The 11,971-nt window shown below is 70.7% G+C and carries 10 protein-coding genes; all 10 read right to left on the bottom strand.

The features are described from left to right. Positions 1 to 28: 28 nt before the first annotated feature. Positions 29 to 706 carry a protein-tyrosine-phosphatase gene (locus K7G59_RS16375; protein WP_225834794.1) on the bottom strand — a complete coding sequence of 226 codons (678 nt, stop codon included), beginning with the start codon at positions 704 to 706 and terminating at the stop codon, positions 29 to 31. After that, positions 703 to 1,350, bottom strand: coding sequence for an L-threonylcarbamoyladenylate synthase (locus K7G59_RS16380; protein WP_225834796.1), 648 nt, complete (start codon positions 1,348 to 1,350; stop codon positions 703 to 705). The genes K7G59_RS16375 and K7G59_RS16380 overlap by 4 nt, the downstream gene beginning before the upstream one ends. Before the next feature lie 50 nt (positions 1,351 to 1,400). Continuing rightward, positions 1,401 to 2,246 carry a peptide chain release factor N(5)-glutamine methyltransferase gene (gene prmC / locus K7G59_RS16385; protein WP_225834798.1) on the bottom strand — a complete coding sequence of 282 codons (846 nt, stop codon included), beginning with the start codon at positions 2,244 to 2,246 and terminating at the stop codon, positions 1,401 to 1,403. 57 nt (positions 2,247 to 2,303) lie between these two features. After that, entirely contained in the window at positions 2,304 to 3,371 is a 1,068-nt protein-coding gene (prfA, locus tag K7G59_RS16390) for a peptide chain release factor 1 (protein WP_225834800.1), read from the bottom strand. 104 nt (positions 3,372 to 3,475) lie between these two features. After that, positions 3,476 to 3,700: a 50S ribosomal protein L31 gene (gene rpmE, locus K7G59_RS16395; RefSeq protein WP_014675000.1), complete on the bottom strand. Its 225-nt coding sequence runs from the start codon at positions 3,698 to 3,700 to the stop codon at positions 3,476 to 3,478. A 220-nt stretch (positions 3,701 to 3,920) separates the two neighbouring features. Next, positions 3,921 to 5,048: an LCP family protein gene (locus K7G59_RS16400; RefSeq protein WP_225834802.1), complete on the bottom strand. Its 1,128-nt coding sequence runs from the start codon at positions 5,046 to 5,048 to the stop codon at positions 3,921 to 3,923. A gap of 202 nt (positions 5,049 to 5,250) precedes the next feature. Next, positions 5,251 to 7,056 (bottom strand): trypsin-like serine protease, encoded by a 1,806-nt coding sequence (locus K7G59_RS16405; RefSeq protein ID WP_225835107.1) that lies wholly within the window; start codon positions 7,054 to 7,056, stop codon positions 5,251 to 5,253. A gap of 136 nt (positions 7,057 to 7,192) precedes the next feature. Next, positions 7,193 to 9,187 (bottom strand): transcription termination factor Rho, encoded by a 1,995-nt coding sequence (gene rho, locus K7G59_RS16410; protein WP_225834803.1) that lies wholly within the window; start codon positions 9,185 to 9,187, stop codon positions 7,193 to 7,195. 411 nt (positions 9,188 to 9,598) lie between these two features. Next, positions 9,599 to 10,528, bottom strand: coding sequence for a homoserine kinase (gene thrB, locus K7G59_RS16415; RefSeq protein WP_225834804.1), 930 nt, complete (start codon positions 10,526 to 10,528; stop codon positions 9,599 to 9,601). A gap of 384 nt (positions 10,529 to 10,912) precedes the next feature. Then, positions 10,913 to 11,971 carry a threonine synthase gene (gene thrC, locus K7G59_RS16420; protein WP_225834805.1) on the bottom strand — a complete coding sequence of 353 codons (1,059 nt, stop codon included), beginning with the start codon at positions 11,969 to 11,971 and terminating at the stop codon, positions 10,913 to 10,915.

Raw genomic sequence — 11,971 nt, forward strand, 5'->3', positions numbered from 1 at the left:
GGCCCGCACCCACCGCCCCGCGCGGCTGTCACGTCCGCGCGGGAACCCCCGTCAACGCCGTCACCACCGGATCCAGCGCCTCGTGTATCTCGTCGCCGATCGAGCGGAAGAACGGCAGCGGTGCCCCGTACGGGTCGTGCACCTCGTCCGCCTCCGCCGTCGGGGCCAGCAACCAGCCGCGCAGGGCGGCGGCGGCACGCACCAGGGCGCGGGCGCGCAGGACCACGCCGTCCTCCAGGGGCGGCAGGGTGGCCGGGTCTATCGCCCGGACCAGACGGGTGAACTCCTTCAGGGTGAAGGTGCGCAGGCCCGCCGAATGGCCCATGGAGATGACCTGGGCGCGGTGGTCGCGGGTGGCCGTGAGGACCAGGTCGGCCTTGATGACGTGCTCGTCGAGCAGCTCGCGGCCGACGAACCCGGAGGCGTCCGCGCCGAAGTCGGCGAGGACCGCCTCGGCGTTCGCCTCCATGGGCGCGCCCTCGTGGCCCCAGGTGCCCGCGCTCGTGACGACCAGCCCCCCGCCGAGCACACCGAGCCGCTCCATGAGGAAATGCCGGGTCAGCCGCTCGGTGATCGGCGAGCGGCACACATTGCCGGTGCTGACGTGGAGGATGTGGAAGGTGTCGCGCGGAAACCCGAACGTCGTCGTCTGCTCCGCCTCGCGTTCCCCGTCGCCTATGCCACGCCCCGCTCCAGGGGCCGTCAATTCGCCACCTCGAGGTCGGGTACGACCTTCCGCAGCTCGTCCGGGGAGATGGCGCCCTCGCGCAGCAGCAGCGGCACCTCGCCGGAGACGTCCACGATGGACGACGGCACGTTGCCGGGGGTGGGGCCGCCGTCGAGGTAGACGGAGACGGAGTCGCCGAGCATCGTCTGGGCCGCGTCGCAGTCCTCCGGCGCCGGGTGCCCGGTGAGGTTCGCGGAGGAGACCGCCATCGGGCCGACCTCCGTGAGCAGTTCGATGGCGACGGGGTGGAGCGGCATGCGGACGGCCACCGTGCCCCGTGTGTCACCCAGGTCCCACTGCAGGGACGGCTGGTGCTTGGCGACCAGCGTCAGCGCGCCCGGCCAGAACGCGTCGACCAGGTCCCAGGCCAGCTCGGAGAAGTTCGTGACGAGGCCGTGCAGGGTGTTCGGGGAGCCGATGAGAACGGGGGTGGGCATGTTGCGGCCCCGGCCCTTGGCGGCGAGCAGGTCGGCGACGGCGTCCCCGGAGAACGCGTCGGCGCCGATGCCGTACACGGTGTCGGTCGGCAGCACCACCAGCTCGCCCCGGCGGACGGCGGACGCGGCTTCGCGCAGACCCGTCGCGCGGTCGGTCGCGTCGTTGGTGTCGTATCGCCGTGCCATCTAGCGGGCCTCCTCGTACACGTACTGCGGGGTGGAAGTCTCGAAGGTGCTCACGGCAGCGCCTTGCGCGCGGTCGCGAACCGGGGACGGTTGTTGAGGTCGGGGTGGTCGGCCGCGTCGGCCCAGCCCCGCTCCTCGGTGAAGATCCAGGGCACCTGGCCGCCCTGCGTGTCGGCGTGCTCGATGACGACGACGCCGCCGGGGCGCAGCAGCCGGTGCGCGGTGCGTTCCAGGCCCCGGATGAGGTCGAGGCCGTCCTCGCCGGAGAACAGTGCCAGCTCGGGGTCGTAGTCACGGGCCTCAGGGGCGACGTACTCCCACTCGGTGAGCGGGATGTACGGGGGGTTGGAGATGACCAGGTCGACCTGGCCGTCGAGGTCCGGGAAGGCCGTCAGGGCATTGCCCTGACGCAGGTCGACCCTGGAGCCCTCCATGTTCTTGCGGGTCCACACCAGGGCGTCCTCGGACAGCTCCACGGCATGCACCCGCGAGCGCGGGACCTCCTGTGCGAGGGCGAGCGCGATGGCGCCCGAACCGGTGCACAGGTCCACGATGCAGGGCTCCACCACGTCCATGGCGCGCACGGCGTCTATGGCCCAACCGACCACGGACTCGGTCTCCGGCCGGGGCACGAACACCCCCGGCCCGACCTGCAGCTCCAGGTAGCGGAAGTACGCCCGGCCGGTGATGTGCTGCAGCGGCTCGCGCTGCTCACGGCGGGCGATGACCTCCCAGTACCGGGCGTCGAAGTCCGCATCCTTCACGGAGTGCAGTTCGCCGCGCTTGACCCCGTGCACGAACGCGGCCAGCTCCTCCGCGTCGGTGCGCGGCGAGGGCACGCCGGCGTCGGCCAGCCGCTGGGTGGCCTGGGCCACCTCCGCGAGCAGCAGGTTCACGCGAGTCCTCCGTGTCGTACTCGTACTCGTACTTGTGGTCGTACGTGCGTACGTGTCTTACGCGGCTGCGAGCTTCGCCGCCGAGTCTGCGTCGACGCAGGCCTGGATGACCGCGTCGAGTTCGCCGTCCAGGACCTGGTCCAAGTTGTACGCCTTGAAGCCGACGCGGTGGTCCGAAATGCGGTTCTCCGGGAAGTTGTAGGTGCGGATCTTCTCGGAGCGGTCGACGGTGCGGACCTGGCTGCGGCGGGCGTCGGCAGCCTCCCGCTCGGCCTCCTCCTGCGCCATGGCGAGCAGCCTGGAGCGCAGGATACGCATCGCCTGCTCCTTGTTCTGCAGCTGGCTCTTCTCGTTCTGGCAGGAGGCGACGACACCGGTCGGCAGGTGGGTGATGCGCACGGCGGAGTCGGTGGTGTTGACGGACTGGCCGCCGGGCCCGGAGGACCGGTAGACGTCGATGCGCAGGTCGTTCGGGTTGATCTCGACGTCCACCTCCTCGGCCTCCGGCGTGACCAGGACACCGGCCGCGGAGGTGTGGATACGGCCCTGCGACTCGGTGGCCGGCACGCGCTGCACGCGGTGCACCCCGCCCTCGTACTTCAGCCGCGCCCACACGCCCTGGCCGGGCTCGATCTGCCCGCGGGCCTTCACCGCGACCTGGACGTCCTTGTAGCCGCCCAGCTCGGACTCGGTGGCGTCGATGACCTCGGTCTTCCAGCCGACGCGCTCGGCGTACCGCAGGTACATGCGCAGCAGGTCACCGGCGAACAGCGCCGACTCGTCGCCGCCCGCGCCCGCCTTGATCTCCAGGATGACGTCCTTGTCGTCGCTGGGGTCACGCGGGACCAGCAGCAGGCGCAGCTTCTCGGTCAGTTCCTCGCGCTGCTTCTCCAGGTCCTTGACTTCGGCTGCGAAGTCAGGATCGTCGGCGGCCAGCTCCCGCGCGGTTTCGATGTCGTCGCCGGTCTGCCTCCAGGAGCGGTACGTGGCGACGATCGGGGTCAGCTCGGCGTAGCGCTTGTTCAGCTTGCGCGCGTTCGCCTGGTCGGCGTGGACCGACGGATCGGCGAGCTGCTTCTCCAGGTCGGCGTGCTCGGCGACGAGTTCCTCGACGGCCTCGAACATCTTGGGCTCCTGTACTGCGGTGTGGGGAAGGGCGGGCGACCAAAAACGCCGGTCCCGGGCACACCCCGGCGGGGCGTGACCGTGGACCGGCGAAATGGGGCTCGCTACTTCTTGGAGCCGGCGGCAGCCTTGCCGAAGCGGGCCTCGAAGCGGGCCACACGGCCACCGGTGTCGAGGATCTTCTGCTTGCCCGTGTAGAACGGGTGGCACTCGGAGCAGACCTCGGCCCGGATGGTGCCGGACTCGATGGTGCTGCGGGTGGTGAACGACGCGCCGCAGGTGCAGCTGACCTGCGTCTCGACGTACGCGGGGTGGATGTCGCGCTTCAAGGTGTCTCCTAGGTTTCGGGAGGGCGCCGGGTCGCCGCCGCGGGATGCGGGAGCGTGAACCGGAGCCGACGTACCAGTCTGCCAGGACTGGAGCCATCCCCCAAAACCGGGGGTGCTGCTGTTCTATTCCGCGGGGTGTTCCCAGGGGTCCCGGGGTGTTCCCAGGGGTCCCGGGGTGTTCCCAGGGGTCCCGGAGCGGGCGCAGGGGGCCCGCCGGGGCTCAGGGAGCCACCACGCCCCCGGCCTCGCCCGTCGCCGTGCCCTTCGTGGCCGCCTTCGGGATCGGGCGGTCGTGCTTCAGGGCGTCCCACACCAGCCGGTCCTTCGCCTGCTGCGGGAGGACACGGTTGAGGTCGGCCGCGTCGTAGCGGACCGGCATCGTGACCATGCTCATGTGGGACGAGCCGATGCCCTTGAGGCCGTTCACGAAGTCGGCGAGGGAGTTGACCGTGCCGAGGTCGGAGTCGGTGGTGACGGCCTTGGTGGCGGTGTCGGCGAGGTCGTACAGCTTCTTCGGGTTGCCGAGCAGGCCGACGTGCTCGACCCGGCTGATCAGCGCCTTGACGAAGGCCTGCTGGAGCTGGATGCGGCCCAGGTCGGAGCCGTCGCCGACGCCGTGCCGGGTGCGGACCAGGCCGAGGGCCTGCCGACCGTCCAGGGTGTGGGGGCCGGCCTCGAGGCGCAGATGGCTCTGCGGGTCGTCGATGTTCCTGGTCGTGGTGACCTCGACCCCGCCGAGGTCGTCGATGAGCTTCTGGAAGCCGGCGAAGTCGACCTCCAGGTAGTGGTCCATGCGGATTGCGGTCATCGTCTCGACGGTCTTGACCGCGCAGGCGGCACCGCCGGTGGAGTACGCGGAGTTGAACATCACGGCGGTCGCGGCCGGGTGCGTCGTGCCGTGGGAGTCGGTGCACGCGGGGCGGTCGATCAGGGTGTCCCGCGGGATGGAGACCACGCCGGCCCTCTTGTGGCCCCGGTAGACGTGGATGATCATCGCCGTGTCGGAACGGGCGCTGCCGACGTCGGCACCGCCGCCGAGTTTCCTGTTGCTGCCGGAACGCGAGTCCGAGCCGAGGACCAGGATGTTCTCGGAACCGTTGTCGATCTTCGTGGGCCGGCCGCTGCCGAGGACCTGGTCGAAGTCGATGCTGGTGATGTTGCCGTTGAGCTTGAAGTAGAGGTATCCGGCGCCGGTACCGCCCAGGACGACGATGCCCGCGGCCGTCCAGGCCACGGCGAGCAGGGCCTTGCGGCGTGTGCTGCGGGCCTTGCGGCGCCGTCCCCTGCCGCCGGAGCCGGTCCCGGCCGGCTCCGGTGTGCCGGGCTGCGACGTGCTCTCGGCGGACACCTCACTCCTCGTGGGTCTCGTCCCGTCCGGTTACCCCCTGCGGTGAGAATCAGGCACGGTCATCACCGCTCCATCGTCGCCCCACCGGGCCGGGCGGGAGAACTCGGGACAGGGTTGCCCGACGCACCGTGCCCACCGCGTACAGCGGTGGGCACGGTGTGTGACGGGCCGGTCCGGGCGAGCCGGAGCTCACCTGCGGTTCTCAGCCCCAGAGGTCGTACTGCTGGAAACCGGTGCCGACCGAGATCCGTGAGGCGAAGATCTCGCTGGTCGCCTTCCCGGTGCCCGGGTAGAGGTAGAGGGTGCCGCCGGGGGTGCGGGCCAGGAAGTCGGCCTTCCCGTCACCGGTCACGTCGCCGACCGCGTCGAAGGCGTTGTAGCCGGTCCAGGCGCTGCGCACCTTGATCCGGGAGGCGAAGGCGCCGCTGCCGGACTTGCCGGTGCCCTTGTACAGGTAGACGTCGCCGGTGCTGGCCTGGCGGGCGATCAGGTCGGCCCTGCCGTCGCCGGTGAAGTCGCCGTGGCCGCGCACGCTGTTGTACTGGAGCCAGCCGGTGCCGACCGAGACGCGCGAGCCGAAGGTGCCGTTGGCGTTGCCCGGGTAGAGCCACATGGTGCCGCCGGAGTCGACGGAGAGCAGGTCGGGCTTGTAGTCGCCGGTGAGGTCACCGGGGACGATGATCCGCTTGCGGGTGCCCCAGCCGCCGAAGATCTTCGTCGAGGCCCAGGAGCCGTCGGTGCGGGCGCTGTTGAGCACGAAGTGGTCCCAGTACACGTCTCCGGTGGAGCTGACCCGGTAGATGAAGTCCTGGTACCCGTCCCGGTTGAGGTCGGTGGTGAGGACCGTGTTGACGCCGCCCCAGTCGCCCAGGGAGATCCGGGAGCCGAACGAGGTCCCCTTGGAGTCCTTCTCGTAGCCCGTCTTCGTGGAGGCGTTGCGCACGAAGAGGTCGGCCTTGCCGTCGTAGTAGCTCAGGTTGCCGTCGTCGATCTGCGGGTAGGCGGCGCCGACGTACGTGGTCACCTTCGAGAAGACGCTGTAGGCGCCCTTCGTCACGCAGTCCTGGACACCCCAGGAGACGACGCCGACGATCCGTTTCGCGCCGGAGGAGTCCTTGACCACCAGCGGGCCGCCGGAGTCGCCGTTGCAGGCGGTGGTGGTGCCGCTGTCGCTGCCGCTGGCGGGGTTGCCCGCGCACACCATGTGGCCCTTGAGGAACTCGGTGCCGTAGTAGCCGGAGCAGGTGGTGTCCGACTGGATGGGCAGCGTGGCCGTCTTCAGGGTCTGGGAGATGTCCTGGCTGGTGGAGCTGGTGCGGCCCCAGCCGTAGAGCGTGGCGCTGGTGCCGGCGGCGTAGGAGGCCGTGTCGCCGGACGTGGTCATGCGGATCGGCGTGGCCTTGACCGGGACGTCCAGGGTGAGGACGGCGATGTCGTTGTCGATGGTCGTCGCGTTGTACGACGGGTGGCTCCACTGGCGCAGCACACCGGTGGCCTGGCCGCCGTGCAGGTCCGTGGTGCCGGTGGAGTCGGTGGTGGGCAGCTGGTCGGTGCCGGTGACGACGGCGCCGTTCTTGCTCCAGCTGAAGCCCTTGACGCAGTGCGAGGCGGTGAGGATCTTCGTCGGCGAGACGACCGAGCCGCCGCAGAAGAAACCGATGTCGTCACTGGTGTCGCTGGTGCCCCTGTCGTCGTAGTACCAGAGCTGGGCCATCCAGGGCGCCGAGGAGATCGTGGTCTCGCTGCCACCGATGATCTTCGGTGAGACGGCGCCGCTGCTGGTGGTGGTCTGGTCGGACGTACCGGTGCCGGAGGCGCCTGCGATGCGCTGCTCCAGGGTGGCCTGGGACGGCTGGGTGACGGCGGGCTTGGTGGTCGGGGTGGGCGGTGCGGTGCTCGCACTCGCGGACGTCGTCATGACAGCGGCGGTCACGGCGGCGGCGATGCCGGCGGCGGCGAAAGGCAGCGCGACACGTATCCGGCGTCTGTGCCGCCCGCTGCCGGGCATGGGCTTGGACAAGGAGGTCCCCCCCAGAAGGCGATGAGTGGACGTGGACGCGCGAGGCGTCCACTCCCCTCAGCGCCAAAAGGCCGCCCCCCGTCACTGATGGACGAGGGGCGGCCCTGTGGTCGGGAAGGAACCGTCAGTCCCCGTTGCCGGGCGTCGGCGTCGTCTTCTGAATCTGCATCAGGAACTCGACGTTCGACTTGGTCTGCTTCATCTTGTCCAGCAGCAGCTCGATCGCCTGCTGCTGGTCGAGCGCGTGCAGCACCCTGCGCAGCTTCCAGACGATGCCCAGCTCCTCGGCCCCGAGCAGGATCTCCTCCTTGCGGGTACCGGAGGCGTCGACGTCCACGGCCGGGAAGATCCGCTTGTCCGCGAGCTTGCGGTCGAGCTTCAGCTCCATGTTGCCCGTGCCCTTGAACTCCTCGAAGATCACCTCGTCCATGCGGGACCCGGTGTCGACGAGAGCCGTCGCCAGGATGGTGAGCGAGCCACCGTCCTCGATGTTGCGCGCGGCACCGAAGAAGCGCTTCGGCGGGTACAGGGCGGTCGAGTCGACACCACCGGAGAGGATGCGGCCGGAGGCCGGCGCGGCCAGGTTGTAGGCACGGCCCAGACGCGTGATGGAGTCGAGCAGCACGACCACGTCGTGACCCAGCTCCACCAGGCGCTTGGCGCGCTCGATGGCCAGCTCGGCGACCGTGGTGTGGTCCTCGGCCGGGCGGTCGAAGGTCGAGGAGATGACCTCGCCCTTGACCGACCGCTGCATGTCGGTGACCTCTTCCGGACGCTCGTCGACGAGGACGACCATCAGGTGGCACTCGGGGTTGTTGTGCGTGATCGCGTTGGCGACCGCCTGCATGATCATGGTCTTACCGGTCTTCGGCGGGGCCACGATCAGACCGCGCTGGCCCTTACCGATCGGCGAGACCAGGTCGATGATGCGGGTGGTGAGCACGCCCGGGTCCGTCTCCAGGCGGAGGCGGTCCTGCGGGTAGAGCGGGGTCAGCTTGTTGAACTCCGGTCGGCCACGGCCGTGTTCGGGCGCCATGCCGTTGACGGAGTCGAGGCGGACCAGCGCGTTGAACTTCTCGCGGCGCTCGCCCTCCTTCGGCTGACGGACCGCACCGGTGACGTGGTCACCCTTGCGCAGGCCGTTCTTGCGGACCTGGGCGAGGGAGACGTACACGTCGTTCGGACCGGGCAGGTAGCCGGAGGTCCGGATGAAGGCGTAGTTGTCAAGGATGTCCAGGATGCCCGCGACGGGGATCAGGACGTCGTCCTCGGCGAGCTGCGGCTCGGCGACGTCGTCGCGGCCACGGCGGCCACGGCGGTCGCGGTAGCGGCCACGACGGCCACGACGGCCGCCCTCGAAGTCGTCGTCGTCCTGCTGCTGGCGGTCCTGACGGCCGCCCTGCTGGCCCTGCTGCTGGCGCTGCTGGCCACCCTGGCCCTGCTGCTCGTCGCCCTTGCCCCGGCGGTCGCGGTCCCGGTCGCGGTCCCGGTCGCGGTCCCGGCCGCGCTCACGGCGGTCGCGGCGGCCACGGCCCTCGCCGTCACCGGCCTCGCCCTGCGGCTGCGCGGGCGTCTCGGCCTTGGGCTCGCTCTTCGCCTCGGCGGCGACGGTCTCGGGGCTTCCCGCGGCGGAGGCGCTCGCGGCGGGGCTGCCGGCCTCGGCGGTGGCGCGGCGGCGACGGCGCTCGGTGGGGGTGTCGTCTCCCCCGCGCTCGCCCCCGGCCGGCTGGCCGGGGATCTCGATCTGCTGCTGGGCCACAGCCTTCTCGGCCTGGGCCTCGGCCTTCTTCTCGCCGTCGGCGGTCTCACCCGTACGGGCCTTGGAAGTGGCACGGCGCTTGGGCTTGGTCTCGGTGGCGGCCTCGGCCTTGGGGGCGGCTCCCCCACCGGCCTGGGCTTCCTTGATGACCTCGATCAGCTGGCTCTTGCGCATCCGCGCGGTGCCCCTGATGCCGAGGCCCGAGGCGACCTGCTGCAGTTCGGCCAGCACCATGCCCTCGAGGCCGGTACCGCGGCGCCGCCGGGAGCCGGCACCGGTGGCAGGCGCGGAAGCGTCCGTGGCGGGCGCGGCAGCGGTCTCCTCGACACGTGCGCCCATCAGATCGGTGGTGTCGCTCACGAAGGGTCCTTCCCTGGAGCGGACGTCGGCCTGTCTGGCTCGGCGACCGGTTGTGCTGTCCGGCTACGGTTCTGTCTTCATGTGAACCGGGCCGGGGCGGTGGTCCGCCAAAGCGGCGGAAGAGAAATTTCTGGTGACGGCGCTTCCGCGGGTCGTGGCACCCGCGGTGTCACGTGGTGTGGCAGCACCGATTCCGGAGCGTGCCCGGCGGTCCGCCCAGTGTCCGCATACGACGTACTGCCCAGGTACGGCGCAAGGAACACGGAGTGGCTCGGGAGGCTCCCGGAAGAATGTCTGTCCCGGACGGGGACACGAGGCACCTCGCCATGGTCAGGTCGGGTGCAGACTTGAGGTTAACACTACCGGATCCAACAAACATTCCCCCTCTCGAAATCCGCCAACCGCCCGCGATCAGTCCGCACCGGTGGTCGCGAGCGGCAGAACGCTCGCTCCCTGCGTGTCGAGACGGAGCCGGTTGGCGGCCCAGTCGGCGCCGGCCAGGGCCTCCACCTTGGCGGCGGTCGCCGCGTCGGCCAGGGCCATGACGGTGGGCCCTGCGCCGGAGATGACGGCCGGGACGCCGTCGGCGCGCAGCCGCTCCACCAGTGCGGCGCTCTCCGGCATGGCCGGGGCGCGGTATTCCTGGTGGAGACGGTCCTCGGTGGCGGGCAGCAGCAGCTCGGGGCGCCGGGTCAGGGCCTCGACGAGCAGGGCCGCCCGGCCGGCGTTGGCGGCGGCGTCGACGTGCGGCACGGTGCGCGGCAGCAGGCCGCGGGCGGTCTCCGTCAGAACCGGCTTTCCCGGGACGAAAACCACCGGAACGATGGAATCGTCCGGCTCCATCCTGATCGCCCGCGCGGCGCCGGCCTCCATCCAGGAGAGGGTGAAGCCGCCGAGCAGACACGCCGCCACGTTGTCGGGGTGGCCCTCGATCTCGGTGGCCAGCTCCAGCAGGGCCGCGTCGTCGAGCCGGGCCTCGCCGCCTATGGTCACCGCGCGGGCGGCGACGATACCGGCGCAGATGGCGGCGGAGGAGGAGCCCAGGCCACGGCCGTGCGGAATGCGGTTGGCGCAGACGATTTCCAGACCGCGGGGCTGTCCGCCCAGCAGATCGAAGGCGGTGCGCGCGGAGCGGACGAGCAGGTGGCTCTCGTCCCGCGGGAGGGTCTCGCTGCCCTCACCCGCGATGTCGATGTGCAGCCCGGAGTCGGCCACCCGGACGACGACGTCGTCGTACAGACCCAGCGCGAGGCCCAGGGCGTCGAAACCCGGGCCGAGGTTGGCGCTGGTGGCGGGAACGCGCACCCGGACGGCGGCGGCGCGGAAGGCTGGACCGGCCATCGCTCGAAGACTCTCCTTGAGCTGCGTGACTGTCGAATGACATCCGATGGAGTCGAATGCCGTTCGATGGGTTCGATGGACATCCGATGACGTACGAAGACCCGTCGGGTCGCGCAGAGACGCGGCCCCGTGCCCACACGCAGGGCATGTGCGGTAGGCGGGTTCGGTACAGCCTATCGAAGGAAGGTTCTGTGGCGACATAGGGCGCACGGGAGGCGCACGATGCGTGTCGCAAGCCCCCCGTGCACCCTGCCACGGGTTTCTCCCCGGCTCGAGTCAGGCCGGAGCCGCTCGGGCCGGGCCGGACCGGCCGCTCAGGCCGGCCCGCTCAAGCCAGGCCGCTCAAGCCAGGCCGCTCAGGCCAGGCCGCTCAGGCCAGCCCGCTCAGGCCAGGCCGAGGCGCTCGGCCGCGGTGGCCGCGTCGACCGGGACGGTGACCGGCTGCGGGGCGCCGGCGACGGCCCAGTCGGGGTCCTTCAGACCGTTGCCGGTGACGGTGCACACGATGCGCTGGCCCGGGTCGACCTTGCCCTGCTCGGCAGCCTTGAGCAGACCGGCCACGGACGCGGCGGAGGCGGGCTCCACGAAGACGCCCTCCTGTGCGGCCAACAGGCGGTAGGCGCGCAGGATCTCACGGTCCGTCACCTCGTCGATGGCGCCGCCGGACTCGTCCCGCGCGGCCAGTGCGTAACTCCAGGAGGCGGGGTTGCCGATGCGGATGGCGGTGGCGATGGTCGACGGGTCCTTGACGACCTGGCCGCGCACGATCGGGGCACTGCCGGAGGCCTGGAAGCCCCACATGCGAGGGGTCTTCGCGGCGATGCCGTCGGCGGCGTACTCCTTGTAGCCCTTCCAGTAGGCGGTGATGTTGCCCGCGTTGCCCACCGGCAGGATGTGGATGTCGGGGGCGTCGCCGAGCATGTCCACGATCTCGAAGGCGGCCGTCTTCTGACCCTCGATGCGCACCGGGTTGACCGAATTCACCAGTGCCACCGGGTAGTTCTCGCTCAGGGCTCGAGCGAGCGTCAAGCAGTCGTCGAAGTTCCCGTCCACCTGGAGGATCTTCGCGCCGTGCACGAGGGCCTGCCCCATCTTGCCGAGCGCGATCTTGCCCTGCGGCACGAGAACGGCCGAGACCATGCCCGCGCGCACGGCGTAAGCGGCGGCTGAGGCGGAGGTGTTGCCGGTGGACGCGCAGATGACGGCCTTCGCGCCCTCCTCCTTGGCCTTGCTGATGGCCATGGTCATGCCCCGGTCCTTGAAGGACCCGGTGGGGTTGGCGCCCTCCACCTTCAGGTGGACCTCGCAGCCCGTGCGCTCGGAGAGCACCTGCGCGGGCACGAGCGGCGTGCCGCCCTCGCGGAGCGTCACGACCGGCGTGGTGTCGGACACCGGCAGCCTGTCCCGGTACTCCTCGATGATTCCGCGCCACTGGTGGGTCAT

It is taken from the genome of Streptomyces sp. NK08204, from assembly GCF_020400585.1.
Classification (GTDB): Bacteria; Actinomycetota; Actinomycetes; order Streptomycetales; family Streptomycetaceae; genus Streptomyces.